This is a genomic window from Vibrio sp. Vb1755, assembly GCF_033338635.1.
GTDB lineage: Bacteria > Pseudomonadota > Gammaproteobacteria > Enterobacterales > Vibrionaceae > Vibrio > Vibrio alginolyticus.
This window is the reverse complement of record NZ_JAWOTA010000002.1, coordinates 337,032-361,875: the sequence shown is the minus strand read 5'-3', so window position 1 is coordinate 361,875 and position 24,844 is coordinate 337,032. Positions and strand designations below refer to the sequence as shown.

Genomic DNA, 24,844 nt, shown 5'->3' with positions numbered 1-24,844 from the left:
TTTATTATGTGCGCGGTATTGCGAGCATTTTGGGAGGGGCCCGCTTTGCGGGAGGGACCTAAAAGCGGAGCAAACCCCCGAATCTGTATTACGGGGGTAAATTCCTAAACAAACAGATACCTGATTGCTTTAACCACTTGTTTTCTCGTTTTTTTATTAAAAAATATGATATGTTCGATAGACATGCCAAAGGTAAAACTAAAAGAGGAATAACTGTTGGTACATGTTATAGACGTCAGTGACTGGCTCGGTGATGAACACCACGAAGTCTTCCCCGTGGGAGCTAGAGATAAAGGAATGATTTGGTCACCAACTCAAACCACTCTAGAAGGAATAAAACCTAATTGGCCATATCTATTTAAAGAGTCTATTTATCGGTATCCAGATCAATATTGGACAGAACTCGTTGCTTATATAGTATCCAAACATTTAGGTGTCGAAGTTCCACCTGTGTTTCCTGCTATAAAAGTTGTCGGCGATGAAACTATCTCAGGGTCGCTAATTGAATGGTTCTATGATGTAAACACTGAGCGCCTAGTGCATGCGGGCTCATATTTTAAGCGAGTCATCCCTGATTTTGATGACAAAACTGGTAAACAACATAACCTTTTCGATATGAATAGGCTTATAAAAGCTTTGGCTCGAAATGCAGGCTTAACTAACAATAGATTTGAATGGCTTGCTGATATGGCGTTGTTTGACGCCTTGATCGGTAATACTGATAGACATCAAGAAAACTGGGGCGTTGTATACCAAGAAGATGGAAAGTCTCGTTTGAGTCCTTTGTTTGATAACGGAACCTCTCTTGGCCATGAAAGGTTCATCGAAAATATTCAAGGTTGGGATGATAATCGTATCAAAGCGTACGTTAAACGTGGTTGCCATCACTTAAGATATGAACGAGAAAATACAAGAGTTAGGATACCTCACTTTCTCTTAGTCAAAGGTGTTTCCGAGTTTAGCGAAGAGATCAAAAACTATATACAGCAAAAGCTTGATAACCTAGATTTTGAAGGTATGCTTGCAGAAATTGAAAGTCTGACTCGTGTAGATGCTCCGATTACGTTCTCTGTGGGACGTTATGAATGGATAGCTAAAAATTTAACGATAAGACTAGAGTTAATTAAAGAAGAACTACTAAATGATATCAATTGAAAACTCAATACATGTAAATACATTGCTATTGACGTGGCAGTCTAACAAATATCGAAATCAACGCTATCTTGTTGGGCAGCTTAAACGACTTAGCGATGATTTTGAGTTTTCGTATCTAACGGAAACTCAAGATTACAATGCTGCGTTAGAAGCTGGCTTTATGGGCTATCCAGCTTTTCCGTTGGGCAATGGACCTTTCAAAAATGATGTTATGACAACATTTATGAAAAGGCTTCCTCCAAGGTCTCGTAGAGATTTTAAAAAATACTTATCTAACCATAACCTTCCGGAAACGTTTGAAGGGAGTGATTTTGATTTAATAGCACACACTGGTATTCAGTTACCAAGTGATGGCTTTGACCTAATTCCTAATCTTGAGGAAGCTGAATGCCCTTTTGATTATATGCTTGAATTGGCTGGTACTCGTTATCACCTAACTTATGAGCAAACTCTTGAGTTAGAGTTAGGCTCTAATGTGCAACTACAATGTGAAGATGACAATGCGTTCGACTGCAAAGCAATTGCAGTACATTCAGGAGACTTACTGATTGGTTATGTCAACAAACTAATGTGCTCAACTATTCGTAGTTTAATGAGCCGTGAAATTTCATGTCGTATAGCTAAAAAGTCAGGAACTGAAGAACGTCCACTAATCTATGTGCTGTTATCAGTGCGCTAATTAACATTAAGCTCCTTTTGAAGGAGCTTTTTTCATCCAAAAAGAATACCTTAAAATCATATCAGCGGTTAAAATTGTAAGTTCATATAGTAGCATATGGAGTCAATGCGCCGTGTACATCCCTTCTCGCTTTCTTTTCGATGTAATCTCTTCCGAGCAGTTAGGAATTTTTTGTGAATCTAACTCCGATGGAGAAAAATCTATAATCGCTAAGCTTCCAAGCAACACACTGAAAGCTCTTGCCTTAGGTGCTAAAAGTGAAGTGTTAGTATTTATATCAAGAAACTATCCCAAATATATTGCATTAGTATTGAAGGTACATGATAGCGAATCTCCATTGTTCGCTGTTATGCCCCAACGTTGGCATGATAATTTGTTTAATAGAATCAATTCTGATTTCTTTAATGAAGATATATCATTTGTCTTATATGATGACACTGATGCTCCCGTTCAATTTGGCAAAATAAAAATAAAAACCAATTTCAGAAATAAAAAATCACTATTTTTCATTGATAATAAAGATATTGAATCTGCAAATGATTACTCTAATGTAAATAAATTTTTGGATGCAATATTTAATGCACTTGGAGAAAAGGAATACGAAACACATGGATTTAGTTTACAGGAGTTCAAGTTTAACATTGAAATATCTGAACTTCAGTCATTGTTAACAATACACGCTAACGAGACAGGTGTTACTGATTATAAGTTAGTCGATGATATTGATGGAGATAGACAAGAGAAGCAGGCGTTTCAAGCGCTGTCTTTGATGAATAATTCGACATGCTATTTATCCCCAAATGTAACGATAGGCAAACAAACCAGAGAGCTGACAGATATCTTATGTGTTACTAAATCATCAGACTTAATTGCAATTGAGTCAAAGTGTTTGCAGGTCGACAGAGACAAGTTTGACAAGACATATGAAAGATTGGCATCAAGGTTAGTAAAGCATTGCAAGAAGGCTATTGGGCAACTTCAAGGGGGATATAAAGCACTAAAAAGAGGTGAAGAAGTTACCAATGAATCTGGAGAGATTATCCCTATAATTGAGGACTTCTCACTCCATGGGGTGGTGTTGATAGATGAATTTAAGTATTCACCTTCTTGGGATGAGGTTTTCAATTTAGTTGAAAATGTTAAGTCTGAACTTGGTATTTCGATTAATGTCATTCCAATTTCTGAGTTTATTTACACAATGAAGCTTTATAACTCAGATATCGAAAGTTTCTCTAAATCGTTAGAACTCCGCTTTGATATTTGTATAGAAAATAAGTCTTTTGATGTTAAATTTATTAATTCAGCACTACCTGAGATTTGATTGCTTATAAGGCTCCTTCCGGAGCCTTTTTTTACACAATTTTCTTTAACACTCTCGCATATTTCAGAATTTGGTGAGCCACTTCAATATCATTTGAAGCTCCAAGCTCAAGCAACGCTACCCCAATCAATACCTGCTGCGCTGTCACCAACTGCCCTGTTGGAAGTTCTAAGCGATCATGCCTCATTACGAAGTTTTCCCAGTCTTCACAACTACTCAGTTCTCTACCCTTATTCATCCTCATCAAGCGTTTACACTCTGGAGGTATGGATTTGCCCTTATCCCATTCTTTGATCGTTCTCACAGTTTTCAAACAAAGTTTGGCAGCATCTTCGACGGTTAAACCACATTCAAATTCACGAAAAATATAGTTTTTAGTCATTTCGTGATACTTCATTGAATTGCCCCTCAAAAGAGAGACATTTTATAGGATACACATATGCAATCGTATTCAACATAAGCGCCCATAATGCGCTGTAGAGTTGGTTATTCATCACCAAGTTTCATTGTCCAATATTGTTCCAATACATTTGGTATCTTTCTACATATTAGTATCAGTAAAAATTCCACCCACCCATGCGCACCTTGGTGAGTATCAAATGAGATGAACGAGTGCAGCTGTGTAGTTAGGGTGATGTTTTTTGTAGGAAAAATAACTATTTGTGGTCATTGAGATTAAAAATGCTCGAGCTTTTTAATATAATTGTTCGTCATTTCAACATTAGGTATAAGTCGTGCTTAATATTAATAATCAAAAGAAAGCGATCGTACTATTCGCATTTTTAACTGTCGGTTCTGCGTTTCTAAATGCTTATGGCATGGTAGCTAGTGTCTTAGAACAAGTAATTTCTTTCTTTTCAACATTGATTACATATGCCGTCATTGTGACTTTATTTTCAGTTTTCATGGGAGCTGATGTAATCGACTCTAAAATTCGAACCTACATTGGCATCAGTTTTGTGGTCATGACCATCGTTGAAAATGTTTGTCCGATGATACTTTATAGTAACCAGACTCTCCCTGATGATTACTATTTTGTATTCTTTATTCAGTTAATACTTAATGTATACATAGCGAAGGTAATAGCTCATGAACGCAATTCTTGAACAGTTAGGAAAAGCATCCCCTCTAGGTTCTCTTTTAATGAAGATGAAAGGTCAACTAGATTCAAAAGCTGATGCAAACCGAATTTATAAGGATTTGTACCCAGTTTTAGAAGATCTTTTGTCTCGTGGATATGGTTTTGACACTCCAGAGGTTCAAGGAATAATTAGTGTACTTAGAGAATTACCCGCCTGGGGAGCTAAACGAGCAAATTTCGAGAAGCGTTACTTACAAGATGAAAGCACGCTGCGCAAACTGCCTCGTGACCCGTCTTATTTTAATGGACAAGGTTGTTGGCATTAAATATTTTGCTAAATCATACAGGCTCCACTCGGAGCCTTTTTTATTACACCATATTCTTCAACACTCTGGCATACTTCAGGATTCGGTGAGCAACTTCTCTATCATTTGAAGCCCCCAATTCTAATAACGCTACGCCAATCAGTACTTGCTGAGGCGTCACCCGTTGACCAGTCGGCAACTCTAAGCGGTAATGCCTCATTACGAAGTTTTCCCACCCATCGCAGATGCTCAGTTCTCTACCCTTGTTCATGCGCATCAGCCTTTTACACTCCGGCGGAATGGCTTTTCCCTTATCCCACTGTTTGACCGTCCTCACACTTTTTAAACAAAGTTTGGCAGCTTCTTCGACGGTTAAACCACATTCAAGTTCACGAAAAATATAGTTTTTAGTCATTTCGTGATACTTCATTGAATTGTCCCTCAAAAGAGAGACATTTGATAGGACACACATATGCAATCGTATTCAACATAAGCGCCCATAATGCGAACTTAAGAGTTAGAAGATTAGCATTGGTGAAGTCAGTTTAGTTACACCGTATTTGGCTGTTGCTGCTTTGCAAGCCTCATCAGCTGTCTTGTATGGACCGTGAACTTCGATTTCACCAAAGCGACAACTTGATAATAACCAGTCATCAACTTTAAAACCGTGTGGCTGATTAAGTTCCTTCATTGTATCTTGGGTTACGTTCAACACTGTACACGTTGGTTCTGCATCTTGCTCATTCAACATGAGTCAACATGGACACGCATTTGCTTAACTCAAACGTGTAAGTACTACATTAGTTTTATAGGAACAAGGAATCTAACAGATGTAAACTCTCTACTTTTCAATCTATACCTAGATCTTTCTTCATATGTTCACTCAACTCGTTAGTGGTTCTTACATTAATCTTATGTTTGCAATGATGGATTCTCAACTCTTCACCAAATAATTTTACTAGTGATTTGGTATACAAAGTACTAATATTATTTATAATTCTATACAATGTATCTTTCTGATAAACAGATCTTTTCGAATTTTGTATTGCAGTCTTCATATTTAAATATCCTCACACGTTTAACTTTATAATTTAAAGAATCAATTTCAACTTTTATTATTACTTTTTCCGATATGGAATGAGTCATTATCAATGATGCACAATCAACAATTAAATCACCCGAATCCAACTTAGTAATTTCGCGAGACAATTTTTTTTATTTTTAAATCTTTATTTCTATATTTAATCCGATTGAGTTAATTCCTTCAGGATATCGGTTTAACTTAATATCCAATATGGTTTTATTAAGATAGTAGTCTGCCATTATTTCATGGCGGCTTTTAAATATCATTGTCCCCCTCCGATGATGCAAGTTATACTTTCCCACCAGTTAAAAGACAACGTGACTCAGAGTTGCAAAAAGGTAACAATCATGGAATTGATGAACAATGAGCTGATCTGCTTTGCAGCCATTTGTAAACACCTCTCTCTTACAGAGGCATCAAAAGAACTTGGAAAGTCTAAAGCTCAAGTCAGCAGGCAGCTAGCAGCATTAGAAAAACAACTTGGCGTAACACTCGTCCACAGAACAACAAGGAAACTCGTTTTAACTGATCATGGCGAAAGCATTAGAGAGCTTGCTATCAAGACGTTAGAGAGTTTGCACGAGTTAAATTACAGAGCTAGCTCGTTGAGTGAATGCATTGATGGAAAGTTTAAAATCACAATGCCCAACTCTATAGCCTCTTCTATTTTTGGTTCTGTTCTTAAAGACTTAAAAGAACGATATCCAAAAGTTGATTTTGAAATATCGTCAAGTAACAATGTAGAAAATTTATTAGAAAGCAATGTAGATTTAGCGATTAGGCTTAATAATGTTATTGATGACACTCTTATTGCACATAAAATTGGTGATTATAGTGATGTTTTGATATCTAGGATAAGTAATACTAACAACAAAACACTATTAATCTACAAACATCATTCGAATAAGGAATCAATTAAAAATCAATATACTGATGTTATCGAAGTTGATAACACCTCTATTTTAATAAACTTTGTTTCTGAGGGAGTTGGGGTTGGTGTCATTCCAAACTATCTTGTTAAAAGTAATTATATAGACAAAAACATCCGAATATCGCAAACTTTTGATATAGAACGTTCCATGTATATTGCCTACCCTTATCAAAACCCTTTGCCAAGAAAGCTAGCTGAGATATCTACTTTTATTAGGTCTGAGTTATCACAAGTATTGAAGAGTGAGTCATTTTAGGGCGGTTGTTCAGATTTAGAATTTTGCGTTGTCTACTCAACTAGGCCTAACACTAATCTTTGTAACATATTGTTTCGGCGGTATTTATTAACACCCCCATCTTTATGCTTGCTATCACAATGTGAGATGCTCTGCCGTCTTGTTATCAAGGTTTTGCGTGGAATAAATCACGTGGGGTAAACGATAGATTGACTTACATTAAAATTTTCATCAAAAGCAACTTTATATAAAATTGATTTCATACCAATCTATGTGTATCTTCTACCCATATCCCCACAATAACCAAGGAGAATGCCATGGATAAGCTACTCGCGTCTGCATTAGAAATTAAGCAGCGAACTATGGTGACTGGCTTTTTTGCTAGAAATGGATTCAAAATCGCTATGACCGATTTTGATGATGTCACTTTTGAGCGAGAAGGCGTGCAAGTTAACGTACATTTTGATCTGCAGTCAAACGCGGAGTCTGCATCTGTTTTATCTCATGAGGCATCAATCATTCCTGGCTAAAAACTTTTATTATCACCGATACACCAAGCCGAACATAAACGTTCGGCTTGTTAGTGACAAAAAATGATGAGTGCGAACAAGAGTTGTCGATCACTCGTCTAAATAGACGATTAATAAATCAGCTTCAACTTCGTTCACAACCTTTGGTATCGATGAAAAAAAGCGACTCAATAAGTTGTGATGATGACCACAGACAACTAAATCTATCCCCTCTTTTTTGACGATTCCCGATAGTTTTATATGAAGATCGCCGATTACTACCATGGTCTCGTTTACTGGGTATAAGCATTTATCAGCGAGCTCTTGCAGCCTTCTTTCCAATTCTTGCTCTTCCTTCGCTTCCATGACTATGCGATCAACATCTACGTGAACAAATGAGAGTTTGCTGCTTGAGTTATCTGCTTGCATTATTGCTTTTTCGATAACGGCTTGGCTAGATTTAGATAAGTCGACAGCAACCAAAACGTGCTTGTAACCCATCATTCCTCCCTTGGTTAGTTTTTGTTCTCATATTAAGTCTAGTCCACATAGAGCGAACACAACATCAAAACTACTGCTACTCATCCAAAGATCAACGATGTTTTCCCAATTTCTTCTCTAATTATCGGACTATTTAACAGGAAGGACGTCAGGAAACGTTACGTTGTAATAGGCGTTACTGCTCTTGATTTCTACTACTCTTGAGGTTTCATATTACCCACTTCAACGTCGCCTAGTTTAGTAAAACTACTTTAGGTTAAGCGTGTTCAATATGTAACGCTCCGCTCAAATCCAGGAGACGTATTTCGGCTAAAAAAGCAGCTCAATAAGATGAACTTCGATTCATCTATTACATATGTCTGCGAGTGCTTACTGTTCTTATATCGCTTATTTAATAAGTCTAGTTTAATTACCGTTATAAGTTACGGTGTATCTTTTTTTCTTTTTTCAGCATAATCCTCTACCTGGGAACGAAGCCCTCACGCACTTTGTAATTAAATTACAAGATTAATCGCAACCAATATGGTCGGCAGATTAAATGCCCGAGGTAAAGAATTGATATTATTGAGTTTAATTTATGAGTTCTTTAAAAAACGCCTAATTACCTGTGCTACGAAAACTAAGGTTAACACGATTGGGTAAAATTTTACTAACTCGCTATTTAGTCTTAAAGGCAATTGAACAAGATTAAAATCATATAGGTTTAGTAAATTGTAGTTACAGCGTAACTAGGGTGGTGTTTGGGAATGTAAAGGAATTGAAAATAGAAAGGCAAAAAAAACAGGGCGTATGCCCTGTCCATGAATTGATTAGTTTTGTTGCTGTTGTTTTTCTGCGTACTCAGAACGAATCCGTTCGGCAACAATTTTGATAGCTTCTGCAGTACTTGTGCCCTTCGCCATCAATTCTTGAATTCTCTCTACAGCTTGTTGTTGCTCTTGGTGAGATAGAGGGGGTAAATCGTCAAACATAAAAAGCTCCTCATTTTGAGGAGCTGACTATAACGATTCAATTAATAGGTAGCAAGGAAATTAATGGATGCACCCATAGCGTTCTCGTTTGTGTACTGAGCTGCGATATCCAATTCGAACAACTTAAGTGGAGACAACCCGATACCAGCAGTAATGGTTCCTTCGTCCTTACTTCGAGCTAAGTTCTTCATATACCCTGCTCGTAATGCCATTTGACGCAAAATATCAAATTCAATACCAGCTCGAATCATTTGCGTATTATCATCAAAGGATGAAAAACGTTTTTCTTCGTTAAGATCGTAGTCAACACTCATCGTAAAGTAATCGGCAACAATCCCTGCCCCAACGGTGTATACAGGACGCATGCTATATTCGTATGATTTTATCGTATCGCTGCCATATTGGAATGATTTTGTTTTAACGTCTCTTCCGATCAAATTTTTCGCTGAAATACCGAGACGATATGGGCCAAAGAACCAAAGTGCGCCTGCGTCTAAGTTAAACATCGTTTCCGCGGTCTCATTTTCACGTAAGTCTTTAGTATCAAAATTCTGAAAACTCGTGGCGTATGAGTATGTGTATATACGCTGAAGTTTAGGAGTAACACCAAAAGAAAGGTGTTGGTTCATGAAATTAGTGTATTTAGCAAGTGAAATACCAGCTTCAGCCACGCCAATAGAAACACCTTGTACATAGCTATCATCTAATGGATTAGTACCTGAGGTATCAACATTTGGTTGTACGAATGATTCAGTGTATAGCTTACCGTATGCAGTTGCAGATAAGAATTTGTTGGGGATACCAATGGCAACGACACCACCAAGATCAAAGTCTGTCTTTTTCCCATCGATAGCATCCATCGATTTTTTGATTTCATCGACGTCTGTCAATTTGCTGATGCGTTCGATTTCATCAACTAGATCATATTGATCATCGTAGCTGCCACCAAAACTTGGCACGATCATTCCTGCATCGTCATTTCGGCGATAAATCGCAGTAAGAGCGGGGTTGAAAAAAGGCGCAGTTAGATAAGTTGCTGATACGGTACCAACGCCCCCCATTGCATCACTACGAGCCTCTATCGCATAAGTAGCAGCAGAAGCAGCATTAGCGAAAAGAATAGTAGCAACAGAAGTGGCAAGAATTTTATATTTGTTTTTCATACTACACTTATGATTTTAGTTCGTCCTGAACCTTTATCGGCACAAGTAGTATTTCTTTAACTATTCTTCCTGGGAAAGATCATAGGTTCGGCTAATAGTTTGAGCCTGCTCAACAATTATATCGCCCTGCCAACGGCGACTATTGATACTTACCGCCAATACGTATCTATCGTTTGGGACACCCGCTAGCTCCAATGAATTTGGATAGTTAGACTCGTAAGTCTTTTTCCACATTTGCTCGTACTGGCCATCAATGTAGTCATACAAACCGACTTCAAGTTGCGGTAATGGACAATGGGGATTACGAAGTGCGCTCTTTTCTACTTTCCAATTCTCTTTAGATATCCAACGAACATATTGAGAAGAGTTTGAATCTCCAAGTATTACCCAAGTTCGATACTCTTGTTTATCAGTAGAAACAACGGTTAAGTGATATAAACCAGCTTCAAGTTTACCTGTTAAGTTATAGCGTTTCGAGTAGCTACGCTCGTTGGCAAGTTCTGTCCCGCTCGGCTGTTGTTCATAGCTGAATGAACTGTCCGCGGATATAGAATCATCCACCCATCGATTAAATGAAATATTTTCGATGTCAGTTGTAGCTCTTAGCTTGATTACCAATCTAAATGTATCTCGCCCAGGGCTTTGAATAGTCTGACGAATAACGTTCACACCACTTATCCAATCAGGCAGCGTTACACCAGTGAGAGCCTTGCCACAGTTTTTAGATAGTGACTGACCAAGAAGATCATTAAGGTGAGGAGTCAAATCTTTACTTGGTTCCGTTTGCCAGAGTTCAACAAGAGAGTTGAACATACCCGCAAGATCATCTTCAAGTAAGTGTTGATGTGCCTGTGTTAAAGGCGTGTTAGTTTGAAACCAGTCCATTGCATGGACTGGTTTCACTAACGCTAATGAGAGAACTACAGGGAGTAGTATTTTCATTACGACTTATGCTTTCATCTTGTAGCCAACACCACGAAGTGTTTCAATTTCCAGTCCTGGCAGTTTTTGACGAAGCTGTAGTACATGTGTATCAACCGTACGTGTTGTCGGGAAGTGATTGTAACCCCAAACGTGGTCAAGTAGCTCATCACGAGTAAACACGCGACCTAAGTTTGACGCCAAAAAAAGCAGCAAATCAAACTCTGTTCGAGTAAGCGTAATTAGCTCGTCTTTATAAGTCACTTCACGAGTCGAGCGGTCAATCTCTAAGTCTTTTGTAATCACTTTATCAGCGTTGCTTTGTTCTGCTGAATCCGGTGCTCGTAGCTGTGCACGGATTCTCGCAAAAAGCTCCGCCTCAGCAAAAGGCTTTGTTAAGTAGTCGTTCGCGCCGGAATCAAGGCCTGCAACTTTATCTTTTACGGTAACAAGTGCCGTTAACAAGATAACTGGTACGTCTTTAATCTGTTTCCATTCTGGGAGACATTGTACAGAGTCACCATCAGGGAGTTGGCGATCGAGAATTACCAAGTCAGCTTTTTTCCATTGTGGCTCTACGTCTGCAATACGCTCCACATGTAAACACTCATATCCTGCTTGTTCCAGGCTTACTAACAGGCCGTCAGCCAAGTTTTTATCGTCCTCAACGAGAAGCAGAGTCTGTTTCACAAGGTATCTCCAATATAAAAGTTGTAGGTGGTCCCATTAAGGACATTTTTCCGCCCATGCGGCCTACCATAGATTCAACGATTGTTAATCCAAGTCCTAACCCGCTCTTACTTACGAACGGTTTCTTCAAATTTGCCCAATCTTTAGCCGTTAGGCCTCCTGCATCTCGGACTTGGAATACTATTTTTTCTTCACTAGTTGAGACATCCAATTCAACCGGTGCGACACCGTACTTAAGCGCATTACGAAGCAAGTTATCGATACAAGTTCCTAACCAGTACACATTAACTTTAGCAGCCACATCTTCATTGATGTTAAAAAGCACGGCACTATCAAATTCTTCTTCGATCTTAAATTCTAACCAATCTGCAACGGATGGTACCCAGTCTGTTGCAAGCATTTGGTTATCAGATTGCAAATAATCTTTACTCGCTTCTGCCAATTGACGCAGGCGGCGCGTATCTTCACACAATCTGCGGAATTCGTCATACACACTTTCAGGCAAATGCTCGAACTCTCGACGAAAGCCCTCAACCGTTAGTGACAGAGATGCAATCGGTGTTCTGAGCTCATGCGTTAAAATTTGCAACACGAGCATTCTACTACGTAGTTCTTCTCGCTTGCTATTCCAACGGTACACCGCCCAACCAATCACCAAAAGAATATTGGCGATTACCAGTATGATCATACTGATCCGCAAAACTTGCGAGTGATCTTCTACATCCCAACAAATATTACCTCGTTTAACAAAGCAACTTTTGCTTTGAGACGCTAGAGCGTATGACAGACCCGCATTCGCTACGTTCTCTTGCCAGATATCTTTCTCGAAAACAAAGTAACGGTCACCACGTCTTAACCAAAGTTCGTTACCTTCAATAAACATGCTCGCGCCTGCAATCAAAGCATTAATGGCGTCGTCATCCATGTTTTTCAAGCTTTCTAGCAACTCATCCCCTTCCTCGTTATCACGCTCTTTTATATGCATGTACTGAGATAGTTTGGGTTTGAGTTCTGGATACTTATCCACATAACGTGCCGCATACGTCCCACCACCAGGGTGAATGAGACCACTACGCGAGAACCAACGAGGTGTCAGCTGCGTCCCTTTACAAATCGCCCTTGTAAATACTAAAGGCTCAGTAATTAAAGGACTTAATGGTAATTTGCCACGACAAGTATTCGCCAAGCTGTAAAGCTGTTGGATATCTTTTAACGGATAGTCAGACGTTTGCGGCAGAAGCGAATCTGGCGCAAGTAACTTGGTAGGATAATTTGATTGCAGAATACGAATATCGTACGACTTAAGAGCTACTTCATAGTTAAATAGCTCTGTAAACGTATCTATTCTTTCTGGTAGTGAATCGGAAAATGCAGGTGCCGAAAAAAGCGGCAATACAGTTGCAAAACCGAGCAAAAACTTTTTAATCAAACTGTTACCGTCACTTGTTACATTAGCCAAAACTATACATCAATCTACAAGCAATTGACATCTGCTAACAGAAGGATTTGCATTACTATAACATTGAAACGGAACAAAAAAGGGCCAGCGATTGCTGACCCTGTATAGTTTTAAATCAAGAATGGTTAAAGTGCTTTAAAAATAGACTCAACACTTTCTTTCGCATCACCAAATAGCATTGATGTATTTTCTTTGAAGAACAGTGGGTTCTGTACTCCTGCGTAACCCGTATTCATTGAGCGCTTGAATACCACTACGTTTTTCGCGTTCCATACCTCCAATACGGGCATACCAGCGATTGGGCTGTTCGGATCTTCCAGTGCGGCTGGGTTGACCGTATCGTTAGCACCGATAACCAATACGGTATCGGTTTCTGCAAAGTCATCATTGATTTCATCCATTTCAAGAACGATATCATACGGTACTTTTGCTTCAGCGAGTAACACATTCATATGCCCCGGTAGACGACCCGCTACTGGGTGAATCCCAAAGCGAACTTCAATACCTTGTGAACGAAGTACATCAGTAATTTCATGAACAGGGTATTGTGCCTGAGCTACTGCCATGCCATATCCTGGAGTGATGATTACTGATTTTGAGTTCTTCAACATCTCTGCAACTTCTTCAGCCGTTGTTTCACGATATTCGCCCTGCTCTTCGTCACCTGAAATCACTATCTCTTGACCAAAACCACCGGCAATAACACTGATAAACGAACGGTTCATTGCTTTACACATGATGTAAGAAAGAATCGCACCTGATGAACCTACCAAAGCACCTGTTACAATCAATAGATCATTTGCTAGCATGAAACCTGCTGCCGCTGCTGCCCAACCTGAGTATGAGTTCAACATAGAGACAACAACTGGCATATCAGCACCACCGATTGAAGCGACTAAATGGTAGCCGAATGCGAACGCGATCAAAGTCATCACAATAAGAGCGAACATGCTGCCATCTGCTTTTACGAAGTAGATCATAAGAAGCGTAGAAATAACAACCGCTGCGAGGTTCATTTTGTGCTTATGAGGCAGATTAAGTGGCGACGAAGAAATCACACCACGCAGCTTACCAAATGCGACAATTGAACCGGTGAAAGTTACGGCACCGATGAACACACCCAAGAATACTTCTACAAGGTGGATAACATGCTCAGCATGTGTTGCTGCTTCTGGCGCATCTAGGTAGCTGTTGTAGCCAACTAAAACCGCAGCTAAACCTACAAAACTGTGTAGAATCGCAACCAGTTCTGGCATCTCGGTCATTTCTACTTTCTTCGCATAGAAAATACCGATCGCACCACCTATCGCCATCGCGATAATGATCCAACCAAAACCTTGCGCATCTGGGCTAAAGATCGTCGCTATTAGCGCGATCGTCATACCAGCGATACCGTAGTAGTTACCATTACGAGCAGACTCTTGCTTTGAAAGCCCCGCCAAACTCATGATGAAAAATAATGCAGCAACAATGTAAGCTGCTTGTACTAATCCTGCAGACATTGTGACTCCTATTTATCTTTGCGGAACATTTCAAGCATACGCTTAGTGACGGTGAAACCACCGAAGATATTGATACTCGCGATCAATACGGCAATAAAAGATAGGAATGAAACGACGCCATTACCTTGTCCAATTTGCAGTAATGCACCAACGACAATAATGCCAGAGATAGCATTCGTTACTGACATTAGTGGAGTATGAAGTGCATGGGTAACATTCCATACTACGTAGTATCCGACAACACACGCTAGAACAAATACAGTAAAGTGAGAAAGAAACGCTGCCGGAGCAACCGATGCTACCCATGCAAAGGCTCCAACAGCCGCTGCCACACCAATAATTTTCTTCGTTGGAGACGTAGGTTCTTCTACTTTAGGCTCTGGCTTTACAGGCTGTTCTTGTTTCACTTGCGGCTGAGCTGAAACCTGAATTGGTGGCGCTGGCCAAGTAACTTCACCTGCTTTCACCACGGTAACGCCACGGATAACAACATCTTCAAAATCAATATTGATGTTGCCATCTTTCTCTTTACACAGCAGTTTTAGAAGATTGACAAGGTTTGTCGCGTAAAGCTGAGAAGATTGTGTTGGCAAACGACCAACCATGTCAGTGTAACCAACAATTTTTACGCCGTTATCCGTCATGATAACTTGGTCTTTCACTGTATATTCACAGTTACCGCCATTAGCAGCTGCCAAGTCGACAACTACACTGCCCGCTTTCATGCTGTCGACCATTTCTTTGGTGATCAACTTCGGCGCAGGTTTACCAGGGATGAGCGCGGTCGTAATAATGATATCAACATCTTTAGCTTGCTCTGCGTATAACTCTGCCGCTTTTTTGTTGAAGTCATCAGACATTTCTTTTGCGTAGCCATCCCCAGAGCCTGACTCTTCTTGAAAGTCAACGGTCAGGAACTCAGCGCCCATCGATTCAACTTGCTCTTTTACTTCTGGGCGGACGTCAAACGCACGGACAATGGCACCTAAGCTACCTGCAGCACCGATAGCCGCCAAGCCAGCGACGCCAGCACCCGCAACCAATACTTTCGCTGGAGGTACTTTACCGGCAGCCGTAATTTGACCTGTAAAGAAACGACCAAACTCATGAGCTGCCTCAACCACTGCACGATAACCAGCGATATTAGCCATCGAAGATAGCGCGTCTAAGGCTTGTGCACGTGAGATACGAGGAACGGAATCCATGGCAAGAACGTTAATGTTCTTACTGGAAAGTTGTTCCATCAACTCAGCATTTTGAGCCGGCCAAATAAAGCTAACCAGTGTTGCTCCATCTTGCAGTAACGCAATTTCGTCAATGTCTTGCTCATCATCCACAATTGGCGCATTAACTTTTAAAATAAGGCCAGATGCCCAAACTTCTTCACTAGAAACGATTTTCGCACCAGCTGCTTCATAAGCGGCATCATCGAAACTCGCTAGCACCCCCGCTTGGGATTCAATCGCGACATCGAATCCCAATTTTATTAACTGCTCAACCGACTTCGGCGATGCAGCCACTCGCGATTCACCCGCGAGTATCTCTTTAGGTACACCGATTTGCAAAACGCATACTCCTTGTATACATATCAATAAATTAGTCCCAAAACAGAGCGTCGCTCTACTCTAATTCTTTTTTATTTCTATCTGTTTACCACGCAAGACAATTGCAAACGAAAGATGATGTTTGGGGACACCCATTTGCATAATAACACCTTGACTAACAGCCCTGTTATTATTCTGTTTGTATCGAACGCGTCTCATTACTTCAAGTGTTTTGTAATTTAAATACTAAATTTCATTACATATAACGCTAAGTAATGAATGATTGTCGCTCTGTGCACGAAAAATAACAACGCAACACCGTACTAGACTGAGGTCTAACCAGGTAACGATTAAATACTGACTTAACAGAGATTTAAGCGTTAAAAAGAAAGAGCCACTAGCATATACACTAATGGCTCTTTTTAAGATGACTGGAATCAAATTGCAGTAAATTGCTAGTCGAAGATTTTATCGCCCATTTGATCAATAAACATTTGAGATTTCTTCAACATAAGGTCATTGGCATCTTGCTCTGAGCCAAGCAAATCGGAGCGAATAAACCGATGTGTTTTCACTTCATCATTGTCATGCTTTTCTATTCGACCAGCGATGCGATATTGTCCGCCCTCTGAAAGGCTCTCTGGGTAAATAAGGAAACCTTTATATTCAACTGGTTCGATATTTTTGGCTTCAACCGTTTTCTCACTACCACCAAACAAACGCGAAAAAAATCCCACGATTCCTCCTTGGGTCAGCTCACTAGTCAACTGAGCGACTCTTACTTAATATTAACGTTAAGGATCGGTTTTTCATACCAATCCAACTCTTTGTCATCATCATAACTAGTATGGGAAAAAATTACAGGCACATCATACTCTCGGTTCTTACGCCTGTCTTCTTTCACCATTTCTGCGGCGTTTTTCACCGCTATATCCGCGCTTTGCTTAAACTGGCTTAATTTTTGTTCAGGAAGTGAAGACAAAAAATCAATATCATAACGGATATAGACAGGCTTGAGCTGGATAAGCGCAAGGCAAGCAATATCGGCTAACTGTTCGTTGTCATACTGTTCTAAAAATTCGGGCAAACTGAGAACCTGACCTACTAATGTTTCCATGTAATTGTGCACATCTGAGCTTATCTGCATCTGTAAATCTCCTTTTTCCTATGAAATGAGTATAGCAACGACTTGTTTATAACAACTTATTGATTGCTCTTAATTTAATCAATCTCTCTCTTTTTGCGGTAATGTCTTCCAAAATACTTGGGAAAAGGAACAAATAGACGTATTCTTGCTAGTTCTCAAAGTTCGAAATTCAATAACGGATAAATATCCATATTGATAAAACGATTTACCTAACCAATTATATAGTCAACTATTTTCAGGCAGTTTGTAATAGATGTCCTCATCGTCAATGACTTCATCAGGCTTCAGATTCTTATTCCCTTTTTTGCTACTGGGCATAGTGAGTTCGGGCATGGACAGCATTATTCAGATGACTCAGGCAAACTGGGGCATTGCCGCAAACTTGCCGTACATACTATTAGGTTGTGCGCTACTCCTTTGTTATTCATTTAAGCAAGGCAGAGAGTCCATGGTGTGCTTGGCAATGTTGCTAGCCTATTTCGTGATACAGCACCGCCTACAAGTCCCGCTTCAAAGTGGTACCGCTTTACTTGAGCTAACCATTTTAGCCACGTTACTTCCTGTCTCGTTTCTTACGGTATTTTTGTTTAGTAAAGAAGGTTTTGACTCTAGAGCCATGTTGACTTACATCTTGATGTTAGCAATGTTCGTTCTTTGGTCTTATCTAACGCTAGCATATTACGTTGAAGGAGGGTTTGAACAATGGACAAGCGGTATTTTATTTATTGTACCGACGGTCTCTAAACTGCCTTTCATTCTTGTTTTATATTGCGTGGGTATTGTCTGTTTTCTTGGAATTCTTGTTTTAAAGAAGAATGAAATTATCCATGCGATGACCTACTCTGCCATGGTATTGGCGTCTGCGACGTTCATTTTCTTTGATGTGCAGTACATATCAAGCACCATGTTTACGCTAACAGGGCTGCTTATCATTATTTATGCCGCTTCCGCTAGCCATCAATTGGCTTTCACCGATAGCCTAACGCTGATTCCGAGCAGACGTGCACTTGATCTCGATCTAAAACACATGGGTAAGAAGTTCACGATCGCAATGCTTGATGTTGACCATTTTAAAAAGTTTAATGACACCTACGGTCACGATACTGGTGATGACGTTCTAAAAATGGTCGCTTCGCGCCTCACTAAAACCCCAGGCGGCGCAAAAGTTTATCGATTTGGCGGAGAAGAATTTACCATCGTTTTTAAAGGCAAATACGCTGACGAATGTAAGAACTTTTTGGAAGAAGCTCGCAAATCGATTGCAGAATACGAGATGATATTACGCGATGAAGAATCTCGCCCTGAGAACCATAAACAAGGACAAAAACGTCGTGGTAGCAACAGCTCGAAAAGAAAGTCGGTTTTTGTTACCGCAAGTTTCGGAGTTGCTGATAGCCGGAATGGGCAAGCTCCTCTGGACGTCATTAAATTAGCGGACGAAGCACTTTACAAAGCGAAAAAGGCCGGACGTAACTGCATAAAGCTTCGTTAGACCCTCACCAATCGTGAAAGTTAACAAGCTTGTCCGGGTTTAAAACAAAACCGAACTTCCCCATCAGCATAATAACAGCACTCATCGTTGCCACTATCCCGATGTTATCTATCTAATCAAAGGTATAAGGTATACGCCCGATTGCGACATTCCGTTCGCACTGTTTTGCCTATCTTACTTTGAGTTAGCTTTAAAATAACCACCAAAAAGTGACAACGCAACAAAAGGAGTAGTATTCATAAGATTTTGTTTTTAAAAAGAATTAACCACAGTATGTGTGTTTCTTCCCAAAGATTTTGATGTATATAGTGCTTTATCAACGGTTGCATACAAATCTGATTGCACTTCTTTCCCTGTCGGTTGAAAAACAAAAACACCCTGTGACACCGTCACTCTACTTGACACACTAGAATACTCATGTGGGTAATCGAGAAAATACATAGCCTCTTGTATACGCTCGGCTTCTCTTTCTGCTGTTTGAGTGTCGGTACACCCTAGCAACACAACAAACTCTTCTCCACCATATCGACCTACATATTCCCCAGAGCGACAAAACGTCGCCTTGAGTTGATTCGCAATCGCTTGCAAGCAACGGTCGCCTTCAATATGACCGTAATTATCATTAAACGGTTTAAAAAAATCGACGTCCAATAGAATCAAAGCCATTGGCATGTTGTGACGGCCATGCCATGCAACCATCGATTCCAACTTATGGTCGATATAACGGCGGTTATAGAGTTTGGTTAGGCCATCTTCATTCGCTTGCTGAGTCAAAAGTTGATTAACTTGCTCTAATTGAGCTGTCGCTTGCTTAAGCTCTCGTCTCATATGAGCAATACGCTGCATTGCGATAAGTTTAGAGTTCAGTACCAGTTTATCTACCGGCTTAATTAAATAGTCATCACCGCCCGCATCTATGGCTTTAGCAATCATTTCTGGCTCTTCGTGACTACTCAAGAAAATAATTGGGATCCAATCCGGAAACGTTTCTCTTATATGAAGAGAGACTTCAAAACCGTTCATATCTGGCATTGATATATCGAGCAACACCAGTTCCGGATCAAAACTCTCGTAGGTATTTAACGCCTCTAGTCCACTACCTACGGCTTTTACAATATGTCCAAGTTGCTTTAGACGAATAGCCAACTGCATCCTGTCTAGCTGAACATCGTCAACCAGAAGGATTCGCATCGATGTCCCTGTCGGTTGCATAACGCGTTCCATTTTTAATTATGTCTTTATTAAACATATACCATACTCATAGAGTTGTTGCATTCGACTCATAATTAAGTGCTATATTTTTGTTTGAATATCACGGAATCCATTGCATAAAGCAGTTAGACTGGACGTTACCCTATCTAATCATGGCCTGTGAGCAGAAGTTCAACAAACTCATTCACTTTGGTCATCTTGTGGATTAATGGGTATAGCTATTTGATGCATTTGGTATTAATATTCCCGCCTTTTTGTAATGAGAGACACACCATGTCAGAAGCAACTAACAGCGAAAGCAAAAAAATCGATCTAGCCAGCATTTCTCCAGAGCTACGTAAAGTTATCGAATTTGACGAAGTTCCAGAGCAAATGTTCGAAATGGTTACCTCTATCCATGAAGTGTCTGAAGAAGCGGTACGTGAATCATGGGACGAAATGCCAGCAAGCGCACAGAACATTCTAGACAACTTTGAACAGTTTCATGCTCTAGTTTCTGTAGGCCAAGCATTCGCTGGTATTAATGTGATGGAAGAGTTTCCTACTCTTAATCTGCCAGAAAACATGACAGATGAAGATAAAGAAGAATACCGTGCTCAACTACTTGATAATGTGCTTCACAACTGTGTGAAAGACATGGTTAAGCAACTTAAGAAAGCACGTCGTGACCCACTTCTTAAGCGTGAATTCAAAGAAGTATTCACGAAGTAATTCCGACATTCTTCTAGTAACAAAGGCCGTACTTTGCGGCCTTTTTTGATCATGAAGCGTAAATCAGTCTAAACGGTTAATGAGGCGCTAGTGCCATATCTTTTTGTGTCACACTGACACCTTTAATTTGTGCAAAAACACGGCTACCAATTTTTAGGTTGAGATCGTCAAGGGCCCACGGTGTGATCGTTGCCCACAAATAACATTTCTCGTCTAGCTTGAGTGATACATTAATACTCTGTTTGTCATCGGCTGCGTTAAACACTTCGATGGAATCGACAATAGCAGGCAGAATATTTCGAATCGACGTCGCCTTGGGCTGCTCGAGCGTGATAGAAACGTCGTTGGCACGCACTTGCAAGCGTATTGGCGTGTCTGGTGTTCCGTCAATCTTTTGCACCCACAGGAATACATTAGGTGCAAGGCTGATACAAGTCAGTGCATAACGTTCATGATGTTCAGCAATCCGGCCTTCAAATAAGCTGCTTTGATCTGAGAAAGATTGCCATGGACGCATAGCATGAGAAGCCCACACCTCTTCAAGCTTACCTGAACTCGAAATTTTACCTTGGTCAATAATTGCAAGGTGCTGAGCAAGCCTTAAAATTTCCTGGAGACTGTGTGTGACATAGATAATAGGGATATTTACCTTCTCCGACAACTCCTCGAGAAAAGGCATTACCTCACGCTTTCTTGGCATATCGAGTGAGGCAAGTGGCTCATCCATCAAAAGCAAATTGGGTTTAGATAGCAATGCGCGCGCAATCGCAACACGTTGCTTTTCACCACCAGAAAGTGATACCGGAAAGCGCTTTAGTAACGGTTTGATAGACAAGAGTTCGGTGACTGCATCAAAATACTCGTCATCTTTTTCTTTAACGCCATATAACAAATTGCCTTGAACCGAATAGTGAGGAAACAAACGTGAATCCTGAAACACATAACCAATACCACGCTTGTGCGTTGGTAGGTTGATTCCCTGTTCACTGTCAAACAAAACATGCTCACCAACCGCAACATACCCTTGCCTTGGAGTGACCAATCCGCTGATGATGTTAATCAACGTCGTTTTACCTGCACCAGATCGTCCAAACAAGGCACTAATTCCGTTACAGGGTAACTTAAGTTTGATGTCGAAGTCAGTCTCACCAAGCATTTGTTTAAATTGGACTTTAATCGTCATTGTTTCGCACCCAATCTGCTTGCCGCTTTACGATTTAGCCATTCAGAGATCATTAATGTAGACAAGGCTAACGCGATAGAAATGATACACAGACGAGCCGCCTGCATTTCTGCACCTGGCGTTTCAATAAAGTTGTACATTGCCAGCGGAATAGTTTGGGTCTCACCCGGAATGTTAGAGACGAAACTGATCGTCGCCCCGAATTCGCCAAGACTACGAGCAAATGACAGCATCGTGCCCGTAATAATTCCGGGAATGGTCAGTGGTAACGTGACGGTGAGAAACACTTTTAAAGGAGAAGCGCCTAACGTAGAGGCTGCGTGCTCCAATTTAGGGTCGACGCTATCTAAGCTTAAGCGTACTGAACGAACCATCAAAGGCAAAGCCACGACAATACAAGCGACTACTGCCCCTTTCCAATTAAAGCTAAAGACTACCCCTAAGTTTTCATAGAGCCACTTTCCAAGGAACCCTTGTCGTCCTAAAGAAATCAACAACAAATAGCCGATTACCACTGGCGGCAATACCAGTGGTAAATGAATTAAGCTATCGAGAATCGATTTACCAAAGAACGTTTTTCGAGAAAGTAGCCAAGCAAGAAAAACGCCGAGAGGAATCAGCCAAAGTACTGCGTACGCGCCTACTTTGAGGCTTAACATTAAGGCTTGGTATTCCAGTTCTGTCACGCTTCGTTCCTATAATTGAAGGTCGATTTATTGCTGAAAGCCATATTGAGCAAAAACGCGTGCGGCTTCGTCCGATTTTAGGTACTGGAAGAACTGCTCCGACTCAGTAGAATCATTCACAATTGCAGCCGGGTAAACAATAGCCGCACGCGTATCACTCGCAAATTCGCCGACAATTTTGACTTTATCAGTTAACTGAGCATCGGTTTTGTAGACCACACCTAAAGGCGCTTCTCCACGTTCAACCAACGCCAAAGCTAAGCGCACATTCTTTGCTGGTGCGACGTGAGTTTGAACCGCTTTCCATACACCCAGTGTAGTCAATGACTCTTTCGCGTACATACCAGCAGGTACTGACGTCGGATTGCCTAAAGCAAGACGATTTCCATGCAATGCCTTCTCCCATGCCTTTGCATCAGAAAAGTTAAATGAGGTTAATTCTGAAGACTGAGGCGCAATCAACACTAAGCTATTGCGCACTAGATTTGTGACATTGTCACGATAAATGACGTCTTTATCGACCAAATAATCCATCCATTTCGTGTTCGCAGAAATGAATACATCCGCTGGTGCGCCATTGATAATTTGTCGAGCGATAGAAGAAGAACCACCATAAACGGGAGTGATAGAAACGTCATACTTTTCTTCAAAGTTTTGCGCGATCTCGTTAATCGCATTCGTCATAGAAGAGGCTGCATACACTTTTAGGTTCGTTGCTGCGTTTGCTGAAAATGAAATGCTTAATACTGCCGCAAGGCAAGCATGCTTTTTCCATGCTTTCATAGAGATACTCCAATACAAGGCAAGCGAAAGAACAGGTTATTTAAATATAAAGTTCAATCAGTTAATGGGCTATTTAAACAAAAAATCAAGGCGCACATGTTGTTCTATCGCATCTGCGATGCGATTAATGCCTTGCTCCTTTAACTCTTCAAAGTCTTGTTGTTTGATTTGGGTGCCGTTTACCCATTCTGATACCAGGCTTAAGACATCTTCCTCGTCAAAGAACCCGTGAAGGTAGGTTCCCATGATTTGGCCACACTCGCTGATCGCCCCTTCCGCTTCACCGGAACTGAATGTAAGAGGTTGCAGGCCCCGTACTTCACTTCGCCCTACGTGGATTTCATAACCCTTTACATTGGCTGTTTTGCCGTTAAGAGAAAGCTGTGCTTGTGTGTTTGTAAGCTGTTTGCTGTTAGTTAGCGTCGTAGTGATATCAAGCAAGCCAAGTCCTTCGCTTTGACCTGGTTGGCCTTCGACGCCGTTTGGATCATCAATCAAGTTTCCAAGCATCTGGTAGCCGCCACAGATACCAATCACTTTTCCACCAAGACGAATATGACGCAAGATATCGTTATCCCACCCTTGGCTTCTTAGATACTCCAGATCGTCTCTCACTGATTTGGTCCCAGGCAAAATAACCAGGTCGGCTTTATCTATTTTTTCGCCTTTACCTACATAACGTAGATTGATGTCTGGATTCAATCGCAGCACATCAAAATCAGTATGATTACTAATCCGGGTTAAAACAGGCACAACAACATTCAGTTTTACCTCAGAGTGCAACTCTTGCTGTGCAGTGATCGCGTCTTCTGCTTCTAAATTCAAACCATGAAGAAAAGGAAGTACACCAAGTACAGATTTACCTGTTTTTTCTTCTAGCCAATCGAGGCCCGATTGCAATAAACGAATATCACCTCGAAAACGGTTGATAACAAATCCTTTTACTCGCGCTTGTTCAGATTCAGAAAGTAACGCAAGTGTTCCGTACAAATGTGCAAACACTCCACCACGATCAATATCAGCAACAATGATCACTGGTACATCAGCGGCCTCAGCAAAACCCATGTTTGCAATATCGCCTTCTCGTAAATTGATTTCAGCAGGACTCCCCGCGCCCTCGATAATGATCGAATCAAATTCTTGAGTCAGACGAGAGAAGGAATCTAACACCGTGTCCATCGCCACTTTCTTGTAATCATGAAAGCCAGCCGCATCCATATTGGAAATCGCCTTACCCTGCAAAATGATCTGAGCACCTGTATCACTGTTAGGTTTAATTAAAACCGGATTCATATGTACGGTTGGCTCAATATTACACGCCTGTGCCTGAACGGCCTGTGCTCGACCTATTTCACCGCCATCTTTGGTTACCGCACTATTTAGTGCCATGTTTTGTGGCTTAAATGGGGCAACATTTATCCCTTTTCTTGCTAATACACGGCATAAACCTGCCACAAGGACACTTTTTCCGGCATCCGAAGTGGTGCCTTGAACCATTAAAGATGGGATCGCTGATTTCATGAACATTCGTAAGGAATAGAGGAAGATGAACAATCATAACGTCATCGTCCCCACTTAC

General features: G+C 40.7%; 27 protein-coding genes. 9 read left to right on the top strand and 18 right to left on the bottom strand.

The genetic code is table 11. The features are described from left to right. Positions 1–216 precede the first annotated feature (216 nt). From R7E00_RS04190 to R7E00_RS04180, 3 genes are all read left to right on the top strand, one after another. Positions 217–1,155 (top strand): HipA domain-containing protein, encoded by a 939-nt coding sequence (locus R7E00_RS04190; RefSeq protein WP_275898636.1) that lies wholly within the window; start codon positions 217–219, stop codon positions 1,153–1,155. Then, positions 1,142–1,834 (top strand): hypothetical protein, encoded by a 693-nt coding sequence (locus R7E00_RS04185; protein ID WP_262606026.1) that lies wholly within the window; start codon positions 1,142–1,144, stop codon positions 1,832–1,834. Before R7E00_RS04190 ends, R7E00_RS04185 begins: the two co-directional genes overlap by 14 nt. A 112-nt stretch (positions 1,835–1,946) precedes the next feature. Continuing rightward, positions 1,947–3,155 (top strand): hypothetical protein, encoded by a 1,209-nt coding sequence (locus tag R7E00_RS04180; RefSeq protein WP_262606025.1) that lies wholly within the window; start codon positions 1,947–1,949, stop codon positions 3,153–3,155. 31 nt (positions 3,156–3,186) lie between these two features. On the opposite strand, the gene R7E00_RS04175 is transcribed toward R7E00_RS04180, so the two are convergent. Continuing rightward, positions 3,187–3,552, bottom strand: coding sequence for a regulator (locus tag R7E00_RS04175; RefSeq protein ID WP_262606024.1), 366 nt, complete (start codon positions 3,550–3,552; stop codon positions 3,187–3,189). 337 nt (positions 3,553–3,889) lie between these two features. On the opposite strand from R7E00_RS04175, the gene R7E00_RS04170 reads away from it, so the two are divergent. Further along, positions 3,890–4,261 carry a hypothetical protein gene (locus R7E00_RS04170; RefSeq protein WP_230850608.1) on the top strand — a complete coding sequence of 124 codons (372 nt, stop codon included), beginning with the start codon at positions 3,890–3,892 and terminating at the stop codon, positions 4,259–4,261. Next, positions 4,245–4,562, top strand: a complete 318-nt coding sequence (locus R7E00_RS04165) for a hypothetical protein (RefSeq protein WP_230850607.1) — start codon at positions 4,245–4,247, stop codon at positions 4,560–4,562. The genes R7E00_RS04170 and R7E00_RS04165 overlap by 17 nt, the downstream gene beginning before the upstream one ends. 43 nt (positions 4,563–4,605) lie before the next feature. Here R7E00_RS04165 and R7E00_RS04160 read toward each other — a convergent pair whose 3' ends face one another. Together R7E00_RS04160 and R7E00_RS04155 are read right to left on the bottom strand one after the other, a co-directional pair. After that, positions 4,606–4,971: a regulator gene (locus tag R7E00_RS04160; RefSeq protein ID WP_262606023.1), complete on the bottom strand. Its 366-nt coding sequence runs from the start codon at positions 4,969–4,971 to the stop codon at positions 4,606–4,608. 87 nt (positions 4,972–5,058) lie between these two features. Beyond that, complete coding sequence (locus R7E00_RS04155; protein ID WP_213907663.1) at positions 5,059–5,292, bottom strand: hypothetical protein; 234 nt, start codon at positions 5,290–5,292, stop codon at positions 5,059–5,061. 680 nt (positions 5,293–5,972) lie between these two features. On the opposite strand from R7E00_RS04155, the gene R7E00_RS04150 reads away from it, so the two are divergent. Next, positions 5,973–6,812: a LysR family transcriptional regulator gene (locus tag R7E00_RS04150; RefSeq protein WP_262606022.1), complete on the top strand. Its 840-nt coding sequence runs from the start codon at positions 5,973–5,975 to the stop codon at positions 6,810–6,812. Positions 6,813–7,108: 296 nt separating this feature from the next. Next, positions 7,109–7,321 carry a hypothetical protein gene (locus R7E00_RS04145; RefSeq protein WP_005376260.1) on the top strand — a complete coding sequence of 71 codons (213 nt, stop codon included), beginning with the start codon at positions 7,109–7,111 and terminating at the stop codon, positions 7,319–7,321. A gap of 90 nt (positions 7,322–7,411) precedes the next feature. Here the strand turns inward: R7E00_RS04145 and R7E00_RS04140 are convergent, their stop codons facing one another. The 10 genes from R7E00_RS04140 to R7E00_RS04095 all read right to left on the bottom strand — a co-directional run bounded on the left by R7E00_RS04140 (position 7,412) and on the right by R7E00_RS04095 (position 17,198). Continuing rightward, complete coding sequence (locus R7E00_RS04140; protein WP_042520919.1) at positions 7,412–7,801, bottom strand: universal stress protein; 390 nt, start codon at positions 7,799–7,801, stop codon at positions 7,412–7,414. Between the two features lie 809 nt (positions 7,802–8,610). Next, entirely contained in the window at positions 8,611–8,772 is a 162-nt protein-coding gene (locus R7E00_RS04135) for a YoaH family protein (RefSeq protein WP_005376257.1), read from the bottom strand. Between the two features lie 41 nt (positions 8,773–8,813). Next, the gene (locus tag R7E00_RS04130) at positions 8,814–9,935 is read right to left on the bottom strand and encodes a conjugal transfer protein TraF (protein ID WP_053349901.1); all 1,122 of its coding nucleotides are present in this window, start codon (positions 9,933–9,935) and stop codon (positions 8,814–8,816) included. Positions 9,936–9,995: 60 nt separating this feature from the next. Beyond that, positions 9,996–10,877, bottom strand: coding sequence for a DUF2861 family protein (locus R7E00_RS04125; protein WP_262606021.1), 882 nt, complete (start codon positions 10,875–10,877; stop codon positions 9,996–9,998). Between the two features lie 6 nt (positions 10,878–10,883). Then, positions 10,884–11,546: a response regulator transcription factor VxrB gene (vxrB, locus tag R7E00_RS04120; protein WP_005376251.1), complete on the bottom strand. Its 663-nt coding sequence runs from the start codon at positions 11,544–11,546 to the stop codon at positions 10,884–10,886. Further along, a complete protein-coding gene (gene vxrA / locus R7E00_RS04115; RefSeq protein ID WP_262606059.1) occupies positions 11,521–12,975 on the bottom strand; it encodes a sensor histidine kinase VxrA in 1,455 nt (484 codons plus the stop codon). Before vxrA ends, vxrB begins: the two co-directional genes overlap by 26 nt. 155 nt (positions 12,976–13,130) lie before the next feature. Beyond that, positions 13,131–14,507: a Re/Si-specific NAD(P)(+) transhydrogenase subunit beta gene (gene pntB / locus R7E00_RS04110; protein ID WP_005376248.1), complete on the bottom strand. Its 1,377-nt coding sequence runs from the start codon at positions 14,505–14,507 to the stop codon at positions 13,131–13,133. 8 nt (positions 14,508–14,515) lie between these two features. Beyond that, positions 14,516–16,072 (bottom strand): Re/Si-specific NAD(P)(+) transhydrogenase subunit alpha, encoded by a 1,557-nt coding sequence (locus R7E00_RS04105; RefSeq protein WP_213907660.1) that lies wholly within the window; start codon positions 16,070–16,072, stop codon positions 14,516–14,518. Positions 16,073–16,506: 434 nt separating this feature from the next. Beyond that, on the bottom strand, positions 16,507–16,788 hold the full coding sequence (locus R7E00_RS04100; RefSeq protein ID WP_005376244.1) for an HlyU family transcriptional regulator: 282 nt from the start codon (positions 16,786–16,788) through the stop codon (positions 16,507–16,509). A 41-nt stretch (positions 16,789–16,829) separates the two neighbouring features. Further along, a complete protein-coding gene (locus R7E00_RS04095) occupies positions 16,830–17,198 on the bottom strand; it encodes a late competence development ComFB family protein (RefSeq protein ID WP_047101090.1) in 369 nt (122 codons plus the stop codon). 253 nt (positions 17,199–17,451) lie between these two features. Between R7E00_RS04095 and R7E00_RS04090 the strand changes: the two genes are divergently transcribed. Continuing rightward, positions 17,452–18,690: a sensor domain-containing diguanylate cyclase gene (locus R7E00_RS04090; protein ID WP_130545642.1), complete on the top strand. Its 1,239-nt coding sequence runs from the start codon at positions 17,452–17,454 to the stop codon at positions 18,688–18,690. Between the two features lie 252 nt (positions 18,691–18,942). On the opposite strand, the gene R7E00_RS04085 is transcribed toward R7E00_RS04090, so the two are convergent. Further along, the gene (locus R7E00_RS04085; RefSeq protein ID WP_171053575.1) at positions 18,943–19,902 is read right to left on the bottom strand and encodes a diguanylate cyclase; all 960 of its coding nucleotides are present in this window, start codon (positions 19,900–19,902) and stop codon (positions 18,943–18,945) included. 273 nt (positions 19,903–20,175) lie between these two features. Between R7E00_RS04085 and R7E00_RS04080 the strand changes: the two genes are divergently transcribed. Then, positions 20,176–20,613, top strand: a complete 438-nt coding sequence (locus R7E00_RS04080; RefSeq protein WP_182016087.1) for a DUF3069 domain-containing protein — start codon at positions 20,176–20,178, stop codon at positions 20,611–20,613. A gap of 76 nt (positions 20,614–20,689) precedes the next feature. On the opposite strand, the gene modC is transcribed toward R7E00_RS04080, so the two are convergent. The 4 genes from modC to R7E00_RS04060 all read right to left on the bottom strand — a co-directional run bounded on the left by modC (position 20,690) and on the right by R7E00_RS04060 (position 24,786). Continuing rightward, positions 20,690–21,796: a molybdenum ABC transporter ATP-binding protein ModC gene (modC, locus tag R7E00_RS04075; RefSeq protein ID WP_005376229.1), complete on the bottom strand. Its 1,107-nt coding sequence runs from the start codon at positions 21,794–21,796 to the stop codon at positions 20,690–20,692. After that, positions 21,793–22,482, bottom strand: coding sequence for a molybdate ABC transporter permease subunit (gene modB / locus R7E00_RS04070; RefSeq protein ID WP_064376841.1), 690 nt, complete (start codon positions 22,480–22,482; stop codon positions 21,793–21,795). The genes modC and modB overlap by 4 nt, the downstream gene beginning before the upstream one ends. A 27-nt stretch (positions 22,483–22,509) precedes the next feature. Continuing rightward, on the bottom strand, positions 22,510–23,265 hold the full coding sequence (gene modA / locus R7E00_RS04065) for a molybdate ABC transporter substrate-binding protein (protein ID WP_262606020.1): 756 nt from the start codon (positions 23,263–23,265) through the stop codon (positions 22,510–22,512). 69 nt (positions 23,266–23,334) lie between these two features. Beyond that, entirely contained in the window at positions 23,335–24,786 is a 1,452-nt protein-coding gene (locus R7E00_RS04060; RefSeq protein ID WP_262606019.1) for a cobyric acid synthase, read from the bottom strand. Positions 24,787–24,844 lie beyond the last annotated feature (58 nt).